Below are 22,722 nucleotides of genomic sequence, written 5' to 3' on the forward strand. Positions count from 1 at the left end.
GAGAGGATGGGTTGCATGAGTAAACAAAAGATTGGTTTTATTGGCGTAGGGGTTATGGGGGCGTCTATTGTCAAACATTTATTAAAAGACGGATATGAAGTAAATATTTATAACCGAACTAAGAGCAAAGCAGATGAGGTTGTTAGTCTTGGGGCAATTTGGCAAGATACACCGAAGGCAGTGACTATAGAAAGTGATATTGTTTTTACGATTGTTGGCTATCCTAAAGACGTTGAGGAAGTCTACTATAGTGAAGATGGAATTTTTGCTGGAGCGACTAGTGAGAAGATTTTAGTTGATATGACTACTAGCACGCCTTCATTAGCACAAAAAATCTTTGCTACAGGTAGAGAAAGAAAAATTGAGGTTCTAGATGCTCCAGTCTCAGGAGGCGATCTAGGAGCTAAAAACGGCACTTTAACGATTATGGTAGGCGGCACGAAAGAGGCTTATCAAATCGTTGAACCTATTTTCAATGTATTTTCTGGAAAAGTTAAGCTACAAGGGGCAGCTGGAAGCGGACAGCATACTAAAATGGCTAATCAAATTATGATAGCTGGTACAATGGTGGGCATGTCTGAATTACTAGTTTATGCAAATGCTGCTGGCTTAGAATTGGAAAGTGTCTTGGATACTGTTGGTGGAGGAAGTGCCCAAAACTGGTCTTTAACAAATTATGCGCCTAGAATTTTAAGAGAAGATTTCACTGCTGGTTTTTTTGTGAAACATTTTGTCAAAGATTTAAAGATTGCATTAGCTGAAGCTGAAAAAATGGATATTCAATTACCAGGTACAAGCTTAGCAAAAGAATTATATGAAAAATTGGAAAATCAAGGTCATGGCAACGATGGAACACAAGCCTTAATTAAATTATGGTGGCCTGCTGGCGTTCAACCAAAAAGAAACTAAGGGAATTTAAAAAGCCGTTTACACCAAGTATCATATGGTGTAAACGGCTTTTGCTTATGCCTTAGTTAAGGAGTTGACTTATTTGTTGCCATATAGGCTGTTAAGCGCTCCATTGCCAGTTCTAATTTTTCCATGCTTGCAGCGTAGCTTAAACGGACAAAGCCTTCACCAGCGGCTCCAAATGCAGATCCAGGAATAATAGCTAGTTTGTTCTTTTCAGCTAAATCCACACAGAAGTTCATACTATTTTGAGTATAGCCATCTGGAATTTTAGCGAAAATATAAAATGCACCATTTGGTCTGGCAATTTCGAAGCCCAGATTTTTCATTTTTTCATAAAGGAAATCACGGCGTTTCATGTATTCAATTTTCATTGGTAAAGCATCATCCGCTCCAGCAGTTAAAGCAGCAATCGCAGCTTTTTGAGCCATAGTAGTTGCGCTAGTAACCAGGTATTGATGGACTTTAACAATTTGACCAATTAGCTCTTGTGGAGCTAAGATAAAACCAATTCTCCAACCAGTCATGGCATGGGATTTTGAAAGTCCATTAATTAGAATGGTTTGGTCTCTAGCAAATTCAGCAATTGAAACATGCGTTTCTCCGTAGGTTAACTCACTATAAATTTCATCACTGATCACAAAAATACTATATTTTTTAACAGCATCTGCAATTGCTTTCACTTCTTCACGGTTGTAAGTCACTCCGGTTGGGTTGCTGGGATAATTTAGAATGATCGCTTTAACCTGGTCTCCGTGTTCAAGCATTGCTGCTTCAATCATTTCTGGAGTTAAAACAAAGCCATTAGACGTAGTGTCTATATAGATAGGCTCAGCTCGAGCTAGCGTAATCAATGGTTCATACCCAGGGTAAATGGGTGTTGGAACAATAATTTTATCTCCTGGATTTAAAACAGCCAAAAGACTTGCTGAAAGAGCTTCAGTAGCTCCGACAGTGACCAAAATTTCATTTTCAGGGGCAAAAGAAACCTGATATTTTTTTTGCATAAAAGTAGCGACAGCTTTACGTAATTCTAAATCACCAGCCATTCCAGTATAATGGGAGTCATTGTTTTCAATTGCAGAGATACCAGCTAATTTTACATGTTCTGGTGTGTTGAAGTCTGGTTCACCTAAGGTTAGTTTCAGCATGTCTTCAATTACAGAGACTCTTTCGTCAAATCTACGAATATCTGAAACCTCGATTTTATAGGTTTGTTGATTAAATTTTTCTGATAATACTGTCATTCATAGTTCCCCCTATTCCTTAACTCTTACTCTAATTTAAGCTATTTTACCATAAAATGAAAAGCAAGTATCCTATTTCTGTTGAAAATAGGTAAATAATCTTTTTTCACTAACTGAGTATAGACGAGGTTAACTACTTAGCTAACTCAAAATAGTCCGCTTTTTGAAAGGGTATGTAGTTTTATTGAGACAATGATTTATTCAATTAAATTAAACTATACAATGCTCACTGAACGTTGTATAATGAATTCGGTTATTTTATTATGAAAAAAGATTTGCTAGAAAGCTGTGTTAAATTCTTTTTTTTTAATGAGAATGGAGTTTGATTAATGCGTTTTACAATAAAATCTGTTAGAATAATAAAGAGTCAAGTTTGAAAGGGGCACAAAACAATGAAATCTTCCCAATTAGTGGCTATTATCCACAGATTAGAAGCAATGCAAGAAAATACGGACAGTGAAGTTCAAGTTCGTCGATTTGAAAAAGAAGGTCAAGAACGTTGCTTAATTAGCTATGATCCTAAAGCAGAAACTTATGAATTAGAGGAAGTATCAGATCATTCAGTTTATCAATTTGATGACATTGATCTAATTGCAATTGAAATTTACGAATTGTTACAAGATTAATAATGATGGGAAGAGGCAAATGCGTCTTTCCTTTTTTTGTACAGTCAAATGCAGTTAGAATACTAAAACAAAAAACTGTTTGTTTTTTTATGAATAAAAAATGTCAGAAATTGGGCTCTTTTTTTTATATTTTTAATTTAGACTGGTGGAAAGGTAGATAATTCGGTATACTAGTTTACAATAGTTGATTAAAAACACATGAAAGTTCAATGTGTTTTATTTTATAATTACAAGTTGAAATTAAATAAGACAATAAGATTTCTGAAGCAAAATTGAAGAAATATGAAATGAAACTGTGTGAAGGAGGAGCTTAAGCGTATGAAAAAACAAATTCAAGTAGGTATATTAGGTTTTGGAACAGTAGGTAGTGGTGTGATTCGCATTTTAAAAGATCATAATGAAAAAATTGGTCAAGTAACAGGTGAAGAAATTTCGATAAAAAAGGTCTTAGTCCGAAATATTGAAAAAAATCGAGGATTAATTTCTGAAGGGATCGAATTAACGACAAATGCAGATGACATTTTAAATGATTCTGAAATTGCAGTTGTATTAGAAGTGATGGGAAGTATAGATGTTGCTAAAGAGTATATTAGTCGAGCATTAAAAGCTGGAAAACATGTTGTCACAGCCAATAAGGATTTAATTGCTTTACATGGCAAGGAATTAGTGGCTTTAGCTAAAGAAAATCAATGTGACCTTTATTATGAAGCAAGTGTTGCTGGAGGAATTCCCATTTTAAGAACAATTGTGGATAGTCTAGCTTCAGATAATATCAAAAAAGTTTTGGGTATTGTAAATGGAACAACTAATTTTATGTTGACTAAAATGACAGCTGAAAATAAATCGTATGAAGAGGTTCTAAAAGAGGCTCAAGATTTAGGTTTTGCTGAGAGCGATCCTACAAATGATGTCGATGGGATTGATGCTGCTCGTAAGATGGTTATTTTAACACGGTTAGCTTTTGGGATGCATGTTGATTTAGACCAAATCGAAACTCGAGGAATCCGTCATGTGAAATCAATTGACATTGAGACTGCTAAACAATTGGGTTATAAAATCAAGTTAATTGGTTCAGCTGAAGAGGCCAATGGCAGTGTTGTTGTTGATGTAGGGCCTGTATTGGTTCCACAAGATCATCCTCTAGCAGGGGTGCATAATGAGAATAATGCAGTAGTTGTTCAAGGAGCAGCTGTAGGTGAAACGATGTTTTATGGTCCAGGAGCAGGAGAATTGCCAACGGCAACGAGTGTCGTAAGTGATTTGATTACTGTAGCTAAAAATATTCGTTTAGGTACAACGGGAAATGTATTTAACTCTTATCAGTTAGAGACTAAATTGACTCCAGATGAAGAAGTTTATGCAAAATATTATTTAGCAATTGAAATGTTAGACAAAACGGGATTATTTTTAGAATTAACTAAGATTTTTGCAGCGAGTGATGTTGGATTTGATAAGATTATCCAAGAACCGCAAGCTAGTCAAACATCTAAAGTCGTTATTATTACCCATAAAATGAATAAGAAACAACAAAAAGAAATTTTAAAACAAGTGGAACAAGCAAAAGATATGGACTTGTTAGTTCATTTTAAAGTAATGGAAGGCTAAGTAAGCTTTTTCATATGAGCCAACTATTCGGAAAAAGATAAATTCCCAAAAAAGAAAATAGATATTTTTTGAGAATTTCCTAAAACTTTTTATTAAGAGGTGATCGATGTGTTACGGATTAAAGTTCCTGGGACAACGGCTAATTTAGGTCCTGGGTTTGATTCTTGTGGGTTAGCTTTACAACTTTACTTAACTTTAGAGGTGGGAGCGGAACAAGATAGTTGGGAAGTGGAACATCAATTAGGTTCGGGAATTCCAACCGATTCTAAAAATGTGATTGTCACGACAGCTCTATCTTTAGCTCCAGATTTAGCGCCTAGAAAATTAAAAATGACTTCTGATGTACCATCAACAAGAGGTCTAGGTAGTAGTTCGGCTGCTATAGTTGCTGGGATTGAATTAGCGAATCAATTAGCTGATTTACAATTAACTGCTGCTAAAAAAGTTGAAATAGCTACCTTGATTGAAGGTCATCCAGATAATGTTGCACCTGCTATTTTAGGTGATTTTGTTGTTGCAACAAAAATAAATCAAGAGGTCTTCGCTGTTAAACATGCTTTTCCCGAAACTGGGATTATCGCTTTTATTCCTCAAAAGGAATTGTTAACTAGCGAAAGCCGAACAGTCTTACCGAGTGAATTGAGTTACTCTGAATCTGTCAAAGCCAGCTCAATTGCCAATGTAATGATTGCGTCTGTTTTAGAAGGAAATTTATTTTTAGCTGGTCAAATGATGGAACAAGATTTATGGCATGAAATCTATCGAAAAAAATTGATTCCTCATTTGGAAAAAATTCGAGAGATTAGTCAAGAAAATGGCGCTTATGGTACCTTTTTAAGTGGAGCAGGACCAACAGTTTTAGTATTGGTTCCTAAAGATAAATTAAAACTTCTCATGAGCTTGCTGAAAGAAGTAGACAATGAAGCAAAGATTGAAGCCTTTGATATTGATCGTTTTGGTGTCCAAATCAGTCATCAGTAACTAGTATGTTAGACTCAGACCATTTTAGGTCTGAGTTTTTTTGTAAGTGTCTATTTTATTAAAACTTTCTTAAGTTGTATTAATTCTCTATTATTTATATTGTATCTTTTTTTAAATGGTAGTAGGATTAGTTAGCAAAAAGTATTGAAAAAAAAGTTTTATGGAGGCAAGTCAGTATGAAAGAAAAACGAAAAAATATGACAATTATTTCACGGATACTAAATAAACGAATGGGGTTCTTTTTAGTTGCAGTTCTATTATTTTGGTTAAAAACGTACGTAGTCTATAAAACTAAATTTTCATTAGGCGTTTCAGGGAGTTTTCAGCAAGTTTTACTTTTCGTAAATCCGATTAGTTTTACATTGTTACTTTTTGGGATTTCTTTATTCTCAAATGGTCGAAAATCTTACATTGTGCTTTTAGTAACTGATTTCATTATGACACTTTGGCTGTTTGCTAATGTGGTTTACTATCGTGAGTTCTCAGATTTTATGACTATTAACATTATTAAAAGTGCGTCAGCTGTCTCAGGGAATATGGATTCAAGTTTTAAAAGCTTAGTACATATTTCGGATTTCTTTGTTTTCCTTGATTTGCTGCTATTAGCAAGTCTATTGATTTTTAAAATTGTTAAAATTGATCAAACAGTGATAAAGAAAAGAGTGGCCTTTTCAGTAACGGCTATAGCAATGGCTTTATTTGCTACAAATTTAAGTCTAGCTGAGATGGATCGTCCTCAATTATTAACTCGAACTTTTGACCGCAATTATATTATTAAATATTTAGGCTTAAATGCCTACACTGTCTATGATGGAATCAAAACGGCCCAAGCAAACGCAACTAAGGCGAACGCAGATGGCAGTCAGATGGATGAGGTCAAAGAATACATTCAATCAAAACAACTCACACCAAATGTTGATTATTTTGGAAAAGCTGCTGGAAAAAATGTATTTGTGATTCATTTAGAAAGTTTTCAACAGTTTATGATTGATTATAAATCAAATGGCGTAGAAGTTACACCTACGTTGAATGAGTTTTATCATGATTCAAACACCGTTTCTTTTGATAATTTTTTCCATCAAGTAGGGCAAGGAAAAACAAGTGATGCTGAAATGATGTTAGAAAATTCGTTGTATGGCCTTTCAGAAGGTTCGGCAATGGTTTCTAATGGAACTGAAAATACTTTTCAAGCTGCACCCGCTATTTTAAACCAAAAAGGCTACACAACTGCAGCTTTTCATGGTGATGTAGCTAGTTTTTGGAATCGGGATAATACCTATAAATCGTGGGGATATAATTATTTCTTTGATTCTAGTTATTATCCAAAAGGTAAGGATTATGATTTAGGCTATGGATTGAAAGATAAAATATTTTTAAGCCAATCTGCTAAATATTTAGAGCAACTGCCACAACCTTTTTATGCGAAAATGATTACGGTAACCAATCATTATCCATATCCATTAGATGAAGCAAATGCAACCATTCCTAAAACAACAACGGGGGATAGTACTGTTGATGGGTATGTACAAACAGCACGTTATTTAGATGAAGCAATTAAGGAATTTTTAGCATATTTAAAAGATTCAGGATTGTATGATGATAGTTTGATTTTAATGTATGGTGACCATTATGGAATCTCCAGTAATCATGGAAATGCAGTTAGTCAATTATTAGGGACCAAAGAATATACTGATTTTGATGATGCAATGTTTCAAAAAGTTCCATTTATGATCCATGCTCCAGGTTTAAAAGGGGGTATCAATCATACCTATGGTGGAGAAATTGATGTCTTGCCAACCTTACTTCATTTACTTGGAGAACAAACAACAGATTATATTCAATTTGGTAGTGATTTATTAGCTACTGATAATCAACAAATAGTACCATTTAGAAATGGCGATTTTGTTTCCAAAAATTTTACAAAAGTTCATGGTACTATTTATAACACAGCAACTGGTGAGGAAATAACTGATTTAACAGAGGAGCAAAAAGTTATTTTTGATCAAGAAAAACAACATGTAGAAAAAGAATTAGCTTTATCAGATCGAGTAATAACTGGGGATCTATTGCGTTTTTATACCCCGAAAGGTTTTAATGTCGTAGATAAAGAAAAATATAGCTATACGTTTAAAAGTGGTATAAAACAATTAGAAGAAGCTGCAAAAGAAGTGAAGAGTAAAACATTATTGCAAGAACATAACAATCAGTCAACGGTTAATCTTTATCAAACGGATGCCCCTGAACTGAAATAGCATGCGCAAAAAAAGGTAGGCACTCTCAGTGCTTACCTTTTTTTATTAGACAATTAATTTTGGCAACCTATACAAAAAAAAAAGATTAATACTGAATATAAGTGAAAACGCTTGAAAAAATAATTAATTTCGTTATACTTTAAGAAAACGTTTTCTGAATATAGGTTTATTAAAGAAGCGGATAAGGAGGATGGGGAAAACATATGGAAATAACTGGTGAAGAAATAAAAAAATATGTTCAAAAAATAAAAAATCAAGAAGTTGATCGAGTATCTGCTTTATGCTGGCTAATTGCTAATTATCGTGTGCTATGTCTCCATGATTTATCTCTAATCGCTGCATTAATTGATCGACCTGAGATTCATTATTCTTTAGAAGTAGAAAAATATTCAACCTTTTTAAATTCATTAGACTAATTTTAAAAATAAAAAACAGACACTTTTTTTGTTATCTGTTTTATGAAAATAGGTATAATTATCCAAACACTGTATAAGATAAGTTGTTTGGATGGTTATTTTTTTTGTTATTTTTTCTAAAATGACCTATTTTAATGGGAAAAATAGAAAAGAAAATTACTTGTTTTTAGCATATGATAATAGATATATATGCACTCGTGTTTACGCTAAGCATAGTTCGCGAGGTGTGATTCTTAAAAGAATTGTGAGGAGTTTTTTATGCGAAAATGGAAACGAGTTCTATTTTTTTTACTAATAATACAATTTATAAATCTGTCCATGAAATCAGTTGATGCTCAAGCTGGAAATAGTGAAACCCACAAAATTCAAAAAGGGGAAACAGTTTGGCGGATTGCTAAGAGTTATGGAATAACTATTGCTGAATTAAAAGAATGGAATGATATGGAATCAGATACAGTTTATGCAGGCCAAATAATAAAAGTGAAAAATCCAACATTAACTGCTAAGGAACTACCTAAAACAGGTTCAGTTATTCTTGAAAATCAAATGGAGTATATAGTGCAGCCTGGTGAAACTCTTTGGCGGATTGCAACGCGTAATAAAATGACGGTAGATGAAATCAAAAGCTGGAACCAGTTATCATCAGACAAAATTAAGGATGGTCAGATATTAAAGATAAAAAAACAAGTGGGAATTCCACCTGTTGTCAAAAATAAAGTGATTGCTCTAACCTTTGATGATGGACCTAGCGCGAGTGTGACACCTAGAGTTTTAGATATCTTAAAAAAACAAGATGTAAAGGCTACTTTTTTTGTTACGGGTCAAAGTGCTAAAGCCAATCCAGAATTGATTAGACGTGAAATTTCAGAGGGACATGAGATTGGGAATCATACCTTATCTCACCCAAAATTAACATCACTCTCGATAGAGGAAGCCCAATATCAAGTTTCCGCAACAAATGAAATTATTCAAAATATCGCTAATTATCAAATTAAATTATTACGTCCGCCTTATGGATTGATTGATGATAAATTAATCGCAGTCTACCAGATGCCGATTATAGAATGGTCAGTTGATACAGAAGATTGGAAATCTAAAAATGCGGATATGATTTATCAAGAAGTTATGCGTAGTTCAACGTCGGGAGCGATTGTGCTAATGCACGACATCCATCCGACGACAGCAGATGCATTAGAAACTACAATCATTTCTTTGAAAAAACAGGGTTATAGTTTTGTCTCGATAAGTGACTTATATGGTGGAGTATTAAGTGGTGAGAAACAATATTATCAAGCGAGTGATGTTCGTTAGTAGTTTAATTTGAAAATGCGATTTTCCAGCAAAGGAAAACCGCATTTTTTATTTTACAGTGTGCCAACTATTTTGGTACCATGGATTTCATTAACACCTAGTTCTTGTGCGATAAAATCAGCATTTTCATTTGTAATTCCGCCACCAGGTAAAATAATAATACGCTTATCAGCGTATGCAACTAGTTCTTTTAATCGAGGTAGGGTGCTCTCAATAGCCAAGTGACTAGGTCCTCCATGGGTTAGGATACGCTCAACACCTTGCTCTACTAACCAATCAATAGCAGCAAATTGTTTATCTGCTGGAATTTCATCAAAAGCCATGTGAAATGTTACTTGTAAACCACTTGCTTCATCTAATAAATCTGTAATGGCGTCTTCGTCAATCCAATTATCTGCTGTTAAACAACCGATTACAACACCATCCACGCCTAACTTTTTGGCTTCCATTAAATCTGTTTTCATAATTTTAAGCTCGGTATCATGAAAAACAAAATTTCCGCCTCGAGGTCGAATAATCGCCATGACAGGGACATGCTTTTCTCCACAATAATGAATGGTCTCTTCCATTACGCCCGTACTTACTGTTGTGCCTCCAACAGTTAAATTATCACATAATTCAACACGATTTGCTCCGCGAGACAATGCTTCTGGAATCAAGGTGAAATTTTCAACACAGACTTCTTTTAATAACAAAACAATCACTCTCCAATATAAAGATAGCTTATTATAACATAGATAAGGTTTTGACTACTGAAAAAAACAGATTTAATCTGTTATAATACGAACAGAGGAGGGAGTAAATATGAAAAAAGAATTAATCTTATACAAAAAAGTGAACTTAATCGAAAACAGACCATTGCTTCAATTGTTAAGTCGTCTCTCCTTGATTATTTTTTTGCTATTATTATTAGTTCCAGTAGGCTATATTGCGATGAATGACTCTGTTTTAAAAAATGAGTTAAGCTTTTTGGATTTCAACGCTGAAACTAGTTTGGTTAGAATTATTTTGCTTCTTAGTGAGAAATTAATCAGTATTATTTTGCTATTTTTTATTTCTCTAGTTCTTCATGAAGCGATACATGGGCTTTTTTTTAAAGTCTTTGGTGCCAAAAAAGTGACTTTTGGTTTTAAAAGAGGTATGGCCTATGCTGAAGCCTCAGGGAGTTATTTTCGAGCTTGGCAATTTAAAGTGATTGCTCTGAGCCCATTTGTAGGACTGTCTTTACTTTATTTTATTCTTGCCCAATATATTCCCATTAGTGCATTCCTGTTATTTGCTCTACATACATCGGGGTGTGTAGGTGATTTTTATTTTATCTATCTGCTTATTAAATTCAAAGAAATTGACTGGATTGAAGATACAGAAACAGGAATCAATTTATATAAAAAAAATTAGTCAATTTTTAAATACAATTGTTACATTTTGAAAAATATGGAAATAGACTATTCGTGAATAAAACTTAACAAAAGTTTAATGTAAAGAATCCGTCTTAATTGGTTGAACCGACAGCCGTTGTTAGTTATAATAAGACAAGTAAATATAAGGACACGAGAATTTATACCGAGAAATGAAGGAAAAGAGGAACCAATGTATGTGTGGATTTGTAGGGTGTATTCATGGGAGCGATTTAAATGACCATGACCTAGATTATGAAAAGAAAATTAAAGAAATGAATAAATTAATTGTTCATCGCGGACCAGATGATGAAGGTTTCTTTTTTGACGACCATATTAGTTTTGGCTTTAGACGCTTAAGTATTATTGACGTTGAAAAAGGACATCAACCTCTTTCTTATGAAAATGAACGCTATTGGATTGTTTTTAATGGTGAAGTATACAATTATATTGAACTACGTGATGAGTTAATTGCTGATGGATTGACGTTTGAAACAGACAGCGATACAGAAGTAATCATTGCGACTTATGCAAAATACAAAGAAAAAACAGCAGAACGTTTACGTGGCATGTTCGGATTTGTAATTTGGGATAAAGTTGAAAAATCGGTTTATGGGGCTAGAGACCATTTTGGAATCAAACCTTTCCATTACGCAGAAGAAGATGGAAATATCTATTTTGCTTCTGAGAAAAAATCAATTTATGAAATTTTGAAAAAGAAAGAAATCAATCCAGTTGCTTTGCAAAATTATTTAACATTCCAATTTGTACCAGATCCTGAAACATTAACAGAAAATATTCACCGTTTACCACCAGGTCATTATTTTACAAAACCATTAAATGGGGAAATGGAAATTACACGCTATTGGGAAGCTACTTTTGCTCCAATTCAAAAATCAGAGGATGAATTTGCTAAGGCAATTAAAGATGTCCTGTATGATTCAGTTGAAAAACATATGCGTAGTGATGTGACGGTAGGTTCCTTTTTATCTGGTGGTGTTGACTCATCAATTATCGTTGCAATTGCTAGAGAATTCAATCCTAAAATTAAAACTATTTCAGTTGGATTTGAACGTGAAGGCTACAGTGAAATTGATGTGGCTAAAGAAACGGCTGATCGTTTAAATGTTGAAAATATTAGCGAGATTATTACCGCACAACAATTTATGGATGAGTTTCCACGATTTGTTTGGCATATGGATGACCCACTAGCCGATCCGGCAGCTGTACCACAATTTTTCTTAGCTGAGATTGCTCGTAAACATGTTAAAGTTGCACTCTCTGGTGAAGGTGCAGATGAAGTTTTTGGTGGTTATACGATTTATAATGAGCCAAATTCATTAAAACGCATTGATAGTTTACCAAGTGGATTGAAAAAAGGGTTAAATCAATTAGCTAAAATTATGCCAGAAGGAATGCGTGGTAAAAGTTTTATCCAACGTGGAACAACTCCGATGGAACAACGATATGTCGGAAATGCTAAAATTTTTGAAGAGGCTGAAAAGAAAAAATTAATGGTAAATTATTTAGCTGGTCATCCTTACCAAAATGTTACCAAACCTTTTTATGATCGTTCAAAAGGCTATGATCCAATCGATCGGATGCAGTATATTGATATTCATACTTGGCTAAATGGTGATTTACTATTAAATGCAGATCGAACAACAATGGCGGCTTCACTAGAACTACGCACACCATTTTTAGATAAGGAAGTCTTTAAAGTGGCTCGCGAATTGCCTTCTGATATCCGAATTGCAAATGGAACAACTAAATATATTTTACGTAAAGCGGCTGAAAGTTTTGTGCCAGATAATGTTTTATATCGTAAAAAACTTGGTTTCCCAGTTCCGATTCGCCACTGGTTAAAAGATGAGATGAATAGTTGGGTGAAAGGCATTATTGCTGACTCTCAAACAGATCATTTAATCAATAAAAGTTATGTTCTAGGACTTTTAGAAGATCACTGTGCTGGAAAACTTGATAATTCACGTAAAATTTGGACAGTAATCACATTTATGGTTTGGCATAAGTTATATGTTGAGACAGGGGAGCAATTTTTAGTTTTACCAAATAGCAAAGCTGTGATTCAATAGACTGATAAATTTGATGAGAAGTACTTAAGTATACCTACTTAAAGTACTTCTTTTAAATAGAAGGATGGTTCCTAAACATGAAAATTTTAGTACAAAAATTTGGTGGTACGTCAGTAAAAGATGATGAAAGCCGAGCAGCAGCAGAGAAACATATTGTTCAAGCTGTTAAAGACGGATATAAAGTAATTGTAGTTGTATCTGCAATTGGGCGTTTAGGCGATCCATATGCTACTGATTCTTTGTTGTCGTTAATTGATGGTGATGAAAGTCAATTAGATTTACGTGAAAAAGATTTACTTTTATCTGTGGGAGAAACAATTTCGGCAACAGTCTTTACAAATCAGCTGAAAAAAAATGGTTTGCCTGCCGCGGCTTTAACTGGGCAAGATGCTGGGATTATTACAAATGATGATTTCAGTAACGCCAAAGTTTTGAGAGTCGAAACAGAACCTATTTTTGAATTTTTCAAAAAAGTAGATGTTGTGGTTGTAACTGGTTTTCAGGGTGTTACAGAAACGGGCCATATAACTACGATAGGTCGTGGTGGAAGTGACACTACAGCTGCATTGTTAGGTAAAGCTTTTAAAGCTGAGCGCATTGATATTTTCACAGATGTATCAGGGATGATGACAGCTGATCCTCGGTTAGTAGAACAAGCAAAGTTTTTAGAGGTTGTTAGTTATCAAGAAGTCAGTAATATGGCTCATGAAGGAGCAAAGGTTATTCATCCACGAGCAGTTGAATTGGCAATGCAAGCTACAATCCCATTGCGAATTCGTTCCACTTATTTGCCTGTTACAGATCTTGGAACCTTGGTAACTCACTCAGAGTTGCAGGTAGGTCATTATCGTTTGGTGACAGGAATTGCTCATGTATCTAATCTAGTTCAATTTACTATTGAAACTACGAAACAATCGCCAGAAACTATTTTTAGTTTGTTAGCAAATGCAGGTATAAGTGTTGATTTCATTAATATTTTTCCACATCAAGTGGTATTTACATTAGTGAAACATGAAGCTGAGTTGGCAAAAATTATTTTCAGTGAAAACAACATAGCTATTTCTACATTGGAAGATTGTGCGAAAGTAGCTGTTGTTGGTGCGGGGATTACAGGCGTACCAGGTGTTACAGCTAAAATAGTAACTTCATTAGCGGCAGAAGATATAGCTATATTACAATCAGCAGATAGTTATACTACAATTTGGATTTTAGTATCTGGTGAAAACTTACAAAACGCTGTTTGTACATTACATGATGTCTTTTTATAAAAGTTCTCCATCTCTAATTTAGTGTTTTAGAGATGGTATTTTTTGTTTTAGCCTGTAGACGGATGAAAAGTTACTGCTTTAGATGTAGGACAGCAGTAATCCACTATGTTACTATAGGTATATAAAGTTAATGAAAAGGGGAGAGCGACATGAGACAAACAAATTCAATTTGGATATATATATTAGCAGCAGTCGGGTTTATTATGGTATTTGGTTTTCTTGCAGCAGCATTTAGTGCGATTCTATTTTTAATTATTAAAATTTTAGTACCAATCGCTTTAGTCGTTTGGTTGATTAATTTTATTAGTCGTCAAGTGAATGATCGAAATCGTCGTTAATTTAATGTAAAAGGAAAGTGGGATTAGAGAGGCCAGTGCCTTTTTAATCTTTTTTTTCTACAAGGTCTAAATAGCTAAGCGAGTTTTTTTATCAGGCTAGCTCTTATGAGCCAACTCTTCGAGAAAAAGATGGAATTTCGAGGTGACAAAAAAATGTCATATCAAATTCCCCTATTTTCTTGTCGGAGCTGAACGGGCTCAACGATCTTTTTTTCAGATAAATTCAGAATAAATTTAAAAAATAGATGAATAATGGTATACTTATTGATGGGTTTAAGCATGATTATTTTTAAGAAACAGCTTTTCAAATAAGATAGCTGATGGATATGGGAGGTAATAGGAATGGACAAGAAAGAATTGCAATTATTAAAAGATTTAACAGATGCAAAAGGTGTACCTGGTAATGAAGGACAAGTGCGTGATGTTTTTGTAAAATATGCTGAAAAGAACGCAGATAAAGTTTTTTATGACGGTTTAGGTAGTGTGATTGCCAAACAAGTTGGAGACAAAGAAGGTCCTAAAGTTTTATTTGCAGGTCATTTAGATGAAGTTGGTTTTATGGTTACTGGAATTACAGAAGAAGGTTTTCTTAAATTCCAAACATTAGGTGGCTGGTGGTCGCAAGTTATGTTAGCTCAACAAGTTGAGATTACGACTGGAAAAAACAAAGTCATACATGGTGTAATTGGCTGTAAACCACCTCATGTATTGACAGTAGAAGTTCGCAATAAAGCGTATGATATCCAAGATATGTTTATTGATATTGGTGCAACATCTAAGGATGAAGCGATGGAGTGGGGAGTTAAACCTGGTGATATGGTGACTCCATATATTGAATTTAAACGATTAAACGATTCAAAATTCCTTTTAGCTAAGGCTTGGGATAATAGAATCGGTTTAGCTGTAACTTTAAGAGTCTTAGAAAATCTAAAAGCTAGCGGACACCCAAATATTGCTTTTGGAGCAGGTAATGTTCAAGAAGAAGTTGGATTACGTGGTGCTAAAACAGCAACTTATTTGGTAGATCCAGATATTGCTTTTGCTTTAGATACTGGGACAGCTGGAGATACACCAGGTATGACAGCTAAAGAAGCAGATTCAAAACTAGGTCAAGGTCCACAAATTATTATCTATGATGCATCTATGGTGGCTCATAAAGAACTTCGTGATTTTGTCGTTTCTGTTGCGGAAGAGTTAGACATTCCATTCCAGTATACTGTTATTGCTAGAGGCGGAACAGATGCAGGAAGTCAACATGTTACGAGAAATGGAATGCCAGCATTAGCTATTACAGTTGCGACGCGCTATTTACATTCCCATACTTCAGTGATTCATGAAGATGACTATTTAAATACAGTGAAGTTAGTAACAGAAGTTGTCAAACGTTTGGATCGTAAGACAGTTGAAAAAATTAAATTTGGTTAAAAGGAGGATAAATATGCGTAGTAGTGATTATCGAGCAGCAGCTAGAAAAAGTTTAGAAGGGCAATGGGGAACTTTTGCATTGTTAATGTTAAGTTCTGGAATTTTATCTATGCTCGTTGCAGGAGGAATTGGTTCGATTTTTGGAAGCGACAATTCATTTGTTTCAACCTTAACTGAATTGTTGCTAACCTTTGCTTTTGGTTATGGTATTTTTTATGCAAGTTTATATGCAGTCAGAGGCGGAAAAGCCGAAGTGGGTATGATTTTTAGTATATTTAATGGTGGACGTTACTTACCATTACTACTAGTAAACTTAGTTGAATGGTTAGTAGGACTTATTTCTAGTTTTGTCTTAGCTTTACCTTTTATTGGTATTTTAGGATTTGGTGTTATTTCAACTATGTTGTTAACAGGTGGAAGTGGCAATTTAGTTTCAAGCGTGGTTGGTTTTGGAGGTTTTAGTGCGATTGCTCTATTAACTTTACTTTTTGTAGTGATTATTGCTGGTGTTGGTACATTAGTAGATGGTTATTTTCAAATAGTAGTTCTGATTCGTTTGGATTTTCCAGAAATGAAACTTGGTGATGTATTTAGCTATGCATTTACACTATTAAAAGGTCGTTTATGGGATTTGTTTGTGTTGCAACTCTCATTTATAGGTTGGTACCTTTTAGGAATATTCGTCATTCCATTATTGTGGATTGTACCTTATAAAATTGTTGCGATTTCAGAATTTTATGATGTTGCTAAAGAAAACAATGAACTAAAAGAATTGATTTAAAAAGTAAAAAAGACAGATTTGATGATGGAAGTCGTCAAATCTGTCTTTTTTTATCTGAAAAATTGTGCTATTTGTTAACGTAATTGGAAGATATCCGCATAAGTAATATCAGAAGAGCGGGTTTGATGATCGGTAATGTAAGGTACCAAAGGTCTGAAATGTGCAGATTTGGTCCATTTGTTGAAATAGCTATCATCTTTCCAAAAAGTGAGGATAACATAAGCGACTTTTTTTTCTGAGCGCAGTAAATACAAAGCTTCTAGACCTGGTTGAGCATCTAAATCTTCTTTAATGCGATCAAATTGTAGAAGGAAACTTTTTTCATTTTCTGGAGCTAGTCCAATATGTTCAAAGACAGCAATCCCATCATGAGGTTTCAATCCATATTGAAAGCGATTCTCGTAACCAAAAGGAGCATTAAAAACAGAGGCAGCATTGCTTTCATCTAGCAGTAAATAAATATCACTAGCAGTTGTTTTTTGCATTAAAGTAAAATTATGCATAGGATGCTCATCGTGTAAGTATTTTGTTAAATAAGGGCGGGTACCAGTGGTTGTGTAAACGTATAAACTCATAATAATTCAATTCCTCCTAATAAAATATGTTGAGAGCTGACCTTGACAAAAAGATAGGAAAATACACACACAAAGCATCTTTTTACTTTGAGGGATTGTATCTTCTTTTCAAAGGGCTGAAGCTCGAAACTAACCTAATATAATATGTTGAGAACTTTAATGATACATTCTAATTTAGTATACACCTTCTTTTCAGATAAGTGTATCAAAATCCTAAAGGAGAGACTAAAAAATAACTGAAAACTGAAAAATCTAATGTTATCCATAATTTTATATTAAACGTTATCCCTCATGCTTGAATAAAATTAGTCTTTTAACTTTCCATTCATAGCTTAAATATGCCTGTAAATAGTTAGATTTAATAAAAAGAATCACAAAAATAGAAAAGGTAGTTTCTTTTTTTTGAGATAACAAGTAAAATGAACATAAGAGAGTTGATAATGGAGGTGGAACTTGGATGGAGCGAGCAAAAAAAAGAATTGCGATTGTTGGTGGTGGAATCACAGGTTTAACAGCTGCTTATGAAATAAAAAAATTTATTGAAAAAGAACAGTTACCTTTTGAATTGATTCTATTAGAAGGTTCTACTAGAGTAGGTGGGAAAATACATACCCTTCAAATTGGTACCCGTTTTTTTGATACGGGAGCAGAATCTATTGATGTAAGATATTCTGGTGCCATGACTTTAATCAAAGAATTAGGATTGGAAGAAGAATTAGTTTATAGTTCTGGCGACAAGCCAGATGTTTATTTTTATAATCAGTTGCACCAATTAACCTATCCAACTTATAAAGGTATTCCTATCCACCGTACCGATATTTGGAAAAATAAATTATTGACGTTCCATGGCAAACTGGCAAGTTACAAAGATTTGGTTGTTCCTAAAACAAAAATAGAAGAAGATTTGACGGTCAGTAGCTTTTTAAAGCGTCGTCTTGGAGAAGAGCAGGTTGAACATGTAGTTGAACCTTTCTTTTCTAAGATATATGCAGGGGATTTAGATGAAATGGGCGTTAGAAGTTCTAATGAATTTATTTATGATGTCGAGCAAAATCATCGACGTCTATCTAAAGGGCTAAGCAATTATCCTGAATTTTTTGATGGTGATGGAAATTATGTCACTTTTGAAAAGGGATTAGAAGTCTTGCCGAAAAAATTAGCTGAAACAATTGAACCCCATATCCAATATGGGAAAAAAGTTTTTGAAATCAGTAAAGGTCAAGAAGGAACGTATGTTATCGATATCAATCGGAAAGAACAAATGCGTGTTGGAGCTGTGATTGTTGCAACACCTGCAACTGAATACTCCCGCTTATTTAAGGACGAGAAACTTACTTCTTTTTTCAATAAAACTGTGACTGCCTCAATCGGATTTATTTTATTAAGCTTTCCCAAAGGTGCAATTAAAAATGAACCTAAAGGTTTTGGTTTTGTAACACCGCGTCGAAATGACTCTCATGTTACCTCGGTCATTCTATTGGATAAAAAATGGCCAACATTAAAGCAAAATGATGAAGAAGTATTGATTGGAGCTAATTTTGGTAGGCGTGGGGAAGAATCGTTAGTTTCTTTGAGCAATTTAGAGATTGAAGAATACATTCTAAAGGATTTAAACCAAATCTTGGGCATCGAAGTTCCTCCGAATTACTCGAAAATTGCTAGGTGGCCGAATGCAATCCCACAATATACGATTCATCACGAAGAGCGTAAGCAAAAGCTAGTAGCTATTTTACGTGCTGATTTTCCCGGGATTTATATTGGTGGAAATGGTTTTGGCGGCTTTGGAATTAATCAATGTGTCGCACAAGCAAATCGAATTTCTAAAGCGACGATTGAGTATATGAAAAAACAAAATTGTATTTAGACTGCGTATATGATCTGAAATTTGCTGTTAAATAAAATGTTCTAAAAAAAAAGAAGCTTTTTTATTTTATTTTTAGTGGTAGTGGTGTATGGTAAATGCATAGTGAAAAATTAAGAAAGGGCTGATTAATGTGAAATTAACCATTTTAGGCTATTGGGGCGGTTATCCAATTAATAATGAAGGAACGAGTTCTTATTTAGTTGAATCGGAGGGTTATCATTTATTAATTGATGCAGGGAGCGCTTCTTTAATCTCGTTAGAAAATCACTTGGATCCACTTGAACTAGATGCTGTTATCCTTTCTCATTATCATCACGATCATGTGGCTGATATTGGAGTATTGCAATTTATGCGCTTGTTAAAACGGAAAAATAATGGTGAGGATCGCGCTTCTTTATTACCTATTCATGCTCACACAGAAAACGCAGCCGGATTTGCTGCATTGACCTTAGAACGTGTTAGTGAGGGCGTGGCCTACAAAGATACAGACAAGTTGAATATTGGTCCATTTGAAATTACTTTTATGCGGACTCTCCATCCAGTCCCTTGTTTTGCGATGCGGATTAAAGAAGTCAAAACAGGAAAAGTTTTGGTTTATACGGCGGATTCTGGATTTCTCCCTGATTTTGTACCTTTTAGTGAGAAAGCAGATCTTCTTTTAGCTGACACTAATTTTTTTGAAGGTATGGAGAATCACCAAGTGCATATGACTTCTCTTGAAGTCGCACGAATTGCCAAAAAAGCTGAAGTTAAAACCTTAGTCTTAACTCATTTACCACAAATTGGAGACTTGGAATTATTAAAAGCTCAAGCGATTAACCATGCAGAGGGAATTGAGGTTTTACTAGCTAAAAAAGACTTAGTAATCGATTTATAAATTTGAAAAGAGGATGACTATATGTATTTTGTAAATAATAATGAAATCACAGATCCACGAATTAACTTAGCAATTGAAACTTTTTTATTGAAAAATTTAACGTTAGATGAACCAATTTTACTTTTTTACATTAACGAGCCTTCCATTATTATCGGACGTAATCAAAACACAATTGAAGAAATTAATATCGATTATGTTGAAGAAAAAAAGATTCACGTTGTGCGCCGCTTATCTGGGGGAGGAGCAGTTTACCATGATTTTGGTAACCTATCTTTTAGTTTTATTATGCCGGATGATGGCAATTCTTTCCGTGACTTTGCTAAATTTACAGAACCTGTAATTGCTTCACTTCACAAAATGGGCGTTGAAGGAGCAGAATTAAAAGGTCGTAACGATTTAGTGATTGATGATAAAAAGTTCTCAGGAAATGCGATGTATGCGACTAGTGGTCGGATGTTTGCTCACGGAACAATTATGTTTGATAGTGATATAGAAGCCGTTGTGGGTGCATTAAAAGTACGTAAAGATAAGATTGAGTCTAAAGGAATTAAATCGATTCGTAGTCGAGTAACTAATATTAAACCGTTTTTAAGTGATGCTTATCAGTATATTTCAATTAAGGAGTTTCGCGATCAATTATTATTGAGTATTTTTAATGTGACAGATCGAAGTCAAGTGAAAGAGTATCATTTAACTGAAAGTGATTGGGAAAAAATTCATGAAATTTCTGCTGAATATTATGGAAATTGGGATTGGAACTATGGAAAATCACCTAAGTTTGAATTAAATCGTCGTCAGCGTTTCCCAATTGGGTCAGTTGAATTTAAAATGAATGTTGAAAAAGGCTATATCAAAGATGTTCGAATCTTTGGTGATTTCTTTGGCCTAGGAGAAATTTCAGATGTTGAGAAACGTTTAGAAGGAATCAAATATGACCGTTCAGAAATTGAAAAAGCTTTAGAAGACGTTGATGTGCAGAACTATTTTGGAAACATTGAAAAAGAAGATCTTTTAAATCTAATCTACTAATACTAATAAGAAAACCTGAAATCACAATGGATTTCAGGTTTTCTTATTTATTTTTAGCGTTTTCGGCCTAGGCCAACTGCATTTTGCATTTTTTTCAAGGTTTTATTTGCGACTGCATTGGCGTGTTTTGCACCAGCATCTAAAATCTCATCCAGTTCATCTGATTTTAGAAGGGCGTAGTAGCGTTCTTGAATTGGCTCCATAACGGCTATGACAGCTTCTGCTAAATCTTCTTTAAACTTTCCGTATCCTACACCTTCATAACGAGGGGTGATACTTTCAATTGTTTCGCCTGAAAAGGCAGAGTAAATTGTTAGTAGATTAGAAATACCTGGTTTGTTTTCAACATCAAATTCGATGACACCACTTGAATCGGTAACAGCACTTTTAATTTTCTTACGAATACTAGCAGGATCATCTAACATAGAAATGAACCCTTTTTGATTGTCGTCAGATTTACTCATTTTTTTAGTGGGTTCTTGTAAACTCATGATTCGACCACCAAATTTTGGAATCTTGACTTCTGGTAGTGTTAAAACTTGGTTGCCATTTCCGTATTTATTGTTAAAACGATCTACGAAGTCACGTGTCAGCTCTAAATGCTGCTTTTGATCTTCTCCAACAGGCACAAAATTACTTTGATAGAGAATAATATCTGCAACCATCAAAGGTGGGTAAGTCAGCAGACCTGCGCTTACACCTGCACGATTTGATTTAGCAGATTTATCTTTAAATTGCGTCATGCGTTCCAATTCTCCCAAAGAGATGTTACATTGAACAATCCATGCTGCCTGAGTGTGTGCTGGAACTTCAGATTGGATAAAAATAGTTGATTTAGCAGGATCCAAGCCAACGGCTAAGTAGAGTGCTGTTAAACCGCGAATTTGCTCTCTAAGTTTAATGCGATCCTGTGGGACAGTGATTGCATGTTCATCTACAATACAGTAGTAGCAATCGTAATTCTCTTGTAGTGCAATAAATTGTTTCATGGCGCCAATATAATTGCCGATTGTTGGAATTCCACTAGGTTGAATTCCAGAAAAAATTGTTTCCATATCAAAAACTCCCTTACTTAATTAATAAATTATCTTGAAACTAAATAGGCTCAATCTATCATGTTGTCTTTTTAGACAAAGCTACTTCATTATTATACGTGAAATTTTATAAATAGTAACCAAAAAGAGTGATTAAACTAAAAATTAGTAAAACGGCACCCGCTACTAAGGGGGAGCGATAACCTTTACCAACTGCTTTTGATAGAGGCTCGATTTCAGCATCAGATGTATTTCGTTTTAAGGCTTGAGCGCTTTTTTTTAGGCTATAGTTAAAAAAATCAAAAACTCCAGAAGATAGTGTATACCAAAAAATTCCAATAATTAATAAAATTCCAGCAGCTATAAAGCTTAAATTTGATGTTTCTAAAAAAGTGACTTTTTGAAATTTGATGACTTGCCAGAGGAAAACAACGGAAAGTGGCAATATAATTAGAAAAGATACAATTTTTTTAGGTTTCATGTTATATTTCTCCTTTCAACAAGACTATTGTGCTGAATTTAATTTACCTCAAATTAAATTCAATTACAATAATATCTAGTACAATGAGAAAAAAATGAGAAATTTTAGGCGGAATTTGAAGATTTTATGGCTGTTTTTTAATAATTATGAAAAAAAAGTTAATAATTAGTAAAAAACTTTTGCTTTATTCGTCTTAACGAGCTATTCTATATA

21 protein-coding genes are annotated in these 22,722 nt (G+C 34.1%); 16 read left to right on the top strand and 5 right to left on the bottom strand.

The features are described from left to right. Positions 1-15: 15 nt before the first annotated feature. Positions 16-909, top strand: a complete 894-nt coding sequence (locus MHI00_RS05775; protein ID WP_015076962.1) for an NAD(P)-dependent oxidoreductase — start codon at positions 16-18, stop codon at positions 907-909. 65 nt (positions 910-974) lie between these two features. On the opposite strand, the gene MHI00_RS05780 is transcribed toward MHI00_RS05775, so the two are convergent. Further along, positions 975-2,156 (bottom strand): pyridoxal phosphate-dependent aminotransferase, encoded by a 1,182-nt coding sequence (locus MHI00_RS05780; RefSeq protein WP_010050688.1) that lies wholly within the window; start codon positions 2,154-2,156, stop codon positions 975-977. 392 nt (positions 2,157-2,548) lie between these two features. On the opposite strand from MHI00_RS05780, the gene MHI00_RS05785 reads away from it, so the two are divergent. From MHI00_RS05785 to MHI00_RS05810, 6 genes are all read left to right on the top strand, one after another. Then, positions 2,549-2,782: a YkuJ family protein gene (locus MHI00_RS05785; RefSeq protein WP_010050689.1), complete on the top strand. Its 234-nt coding sequence runs from the start codon at positions 2,549-2,551 to the stop codon at positions 2,780-2,782. 318 nt (positions 2,783-3,100) lie between these two features. Beyond that, on the top strand, positions 3,101-4,387 hold the full coding sequence (locus tag MHI00_RS05790) for a homoserine dehydrogenase (RefSeq protein ID WP_015076961.1): 1,287 nt from the start codon (positions 3,101-3,103) through the stop codon (positions 4,385-4,387). 108 nt (positions 4,388-4,495) lie between these two features. Next, positions 4,496-5,368, top strand: coding sequence for a homoserine kinase (gene thrB / locus MHI00_RS05795; protein WP_341111901.1), 873 nt, complete (start codon positions 4,496-4,498; stop codon positions 5,366-5,368). A 176-nt stretch (positions 5,369-5,544) separates the two neighbouring features. After that, entirely contained in the window at positions 5,545-7,620 is a 2,076-nt protein-coding gene (locus MHI00_RS05800) for an LTA synthase family protein (RefSeq protein ID WP_287430611.1), read from the top strand. Positions 7,621-7,823: 203 nt separating this feature from the next. Next, positions 7,824-8,036, top strand: a complete 213-nt coding sequence (locus MHI00_RS05805) for a hypothetical protein (protein ID WP_010050696.1) — start codon at positions 7,824-7,826, stop codon at positions 8,034-8,036. Between the two features lie 258 nt (positions 8,037-8,294). Continuing rightward, complete coding sequence (locus tag MHI00_RS05810) at positions 8,295-9,347, top strand: polysaccharide deacetylase family protein (RefSeq protein WP_341111910.1); 1,053 nt, start codon at positions 8,295-8,297, stop codon at positions 9,345-9,347. A 53-nt stretch (positions 9,348-9,400) separates the two neighbouring features. On the opposite strand, the gene MHI00_RS05815 is transcribed toward MHI00_RS05810, so the two are convergent. Beyond that, positions 9,401-10,042: a copper homeostasis protein CutC gene (locus MHI00_RS05815; RefSeq protein ID WP_056999605.1), complete on the bottom strand. Its 642-nt coding sequence runs from the start codon at positions 10,040-10,042 to the stop codon at positions 9,401-9,403. 109 nt (positions 10,043-10,151) lie between these two features. On the opposite strand from MHI00_RS05815, the gene MHI00_RS05820 reads away from it, so the two are divergent. The 6 genes from MHI00_RS05820 to MHI00_RS05845 all read left to right on the top strand — a co-directional run bounded on the left by MHI00_RS05820 (position 10,152) and on the right by MHI00_RS05845 (position 16,649). After that, positions 10,152-10,745, top strand: coding sequence for a DUF3267 domain-containing protein (locus MHI00_RS05820; protein WP_010050700.1), 594 nt, complete (start codon positions 10,152-10,154; stop codon positions 10,743-10,745). Between the two features lie 196 nt (positions 10,746-10,941). Beyond that, positions 10,942-12,837 (top strand): asparagine synthase (glutamine-hydrolyzing), encoded by a 1,896-nt coding sequence (gene asnB / locus MHI00_RS05825; RefSeq protein ID WP_010050702.1) that lies wholly within the window; start codon positions 10,942-10,944, stop codon positions 12,835-12,837. Between the two features lie 77 nt (positions 12,838-12,914). Then, entirely contained in the window at positions 12,915-14,105 is a 1,191-nt protein-coding gene (gene dapG / locus MHI00_RS05830) for an aspartate kinase (protein ID WP_056999603.1), read from the top strand. A 149-nt stretch (positions 14,106-14,254) separates the two neighbouring features. Next, complete coding sequence (locus MHI00_RS05835; protein WP_010050704.1) at positions 14,255-14,443, top strand: hypothetical protein; 189 nt, start codon at positions 14,255-14,257, stop codon at positions 14,441-14,443. Positions 14,444-14,785: 342 nt separating this feature from the next. Further along, on the top strand, positions 14,786-15,868 hold the full coding sequence (locus MHI00_RS05840; protein ID WP_010050705.1) for a M42 family metallopeptidase: 1,083 nt from the start codon (positions 14,786-14,788) through the stop codon (positions 15,866-15,868). A gap of 13 nt (positions 15,869-15,881) precedes the next feature. Then, a complete protein-coding gene (locus MHI00_RS05845) occupies positions 15,882-16,649 on the top strand; it encodes a DUF975 family protein (protein ID WP_010050706.1) in 768 nt (255 codons plus the stop codon). 74 nt (positions 16,650-16,723) lie between these two features. Here MHI00_RS05845 and MHI00_RS05850 read toward each other — a convergent pair whose 3' ends face one another. Further along, complete coding sequence (locus MHI00_RS05850; protein WP_010050707.1) at positions 16,724-17,224, bottom strand: antibiotic biosynthesis monooxygenase family protein; 501 nt, start codon at positions 17,222-17,224, stop codon at positions 16,724-16,726. A gap of 457 nt (positions 17,225-17,681) precedes the next feature. On the opposite strand from MHI00_RS05850, the gene hemG reads away from it, so the two are divergent. The 3 genes from hemG to MHI00_RS05865 all read left to right on the top strand — a co-directional run bounded on the left by hemG (position 17,682) and on the right by MHI00_RS05865 (position 20,994). Beyond that, complete coding sequence (gene hemG, locus MHI00_RS05855) at positions 17,682-19,088, top strand: protoporphyrinogen oxidase (RefSeq protein ID WP_056999602.1); 1,407 nt, start codon at positions 17,682-17,684, stop codon at positions 19,086-19,088. A 130-nt stretch (positions 19,089-19,218) separates the two neighbouring features. Continuing rightward, on the top strand, positions 19,219-19,965 hold the full coding sequence (locus MHI00_RS05860; RefSeq protein ID WP_341111924.1) for an MBL fold metallo-hydrolase: 747 nt from the start codon (positions 19,219-19,221) through the stop codon (positions 19,963-19,965). A gap of 21 nt (positions 19,966-19,986) precedes the next feature. Continuing rightward, entirely contained in the window at positions 19,987-20,994 is a 1,008-nt protein-coding gene (locus MHI00_RS05865) for a lipoate--protein ligase (RefSeq protein ID WP_057000723.1), read from the top strand. A 53-nt stretch (positions 20,995-21,047) separates the two neighbouring features. Here the strand turns inward: MHI00_RS05865 and trpS are convergent, their stop codons facing one another. Further along, a complete protein-coding gene (gene trpS, locus MHI00_RS05870) occupies positions 21,048-22,049 on the bottom strand; it encodes a tryptophan--tRNA ligase (protein ID WP_010050716.1) in 1,002 nt (333 codons plus the stop codon). Between the two features lie 106 nt (positions 22,050-22,155). Further along, entirely contained in the window at positions 22,156-22,509 is a 354-nt protein-coding gene (locus MHI00_RS05875; RefSeq protein WP_010050717.1) for a DUF3899 domain-containing protein, read from the bottom strand. Positions 22,510-22,722 lie beyond the last annotated feature (213 nt).

Origin of the sequence: Carnobacterium sp. FSL E2-0243, assembly GCF_038003605.1 — a bacterium.
GTDB lineage: Bacteria > Bacillota > Bacilli > Lactobacillales > Carnobacteriaceae > Carnobacterium > Carnobacterium maltaromaticum.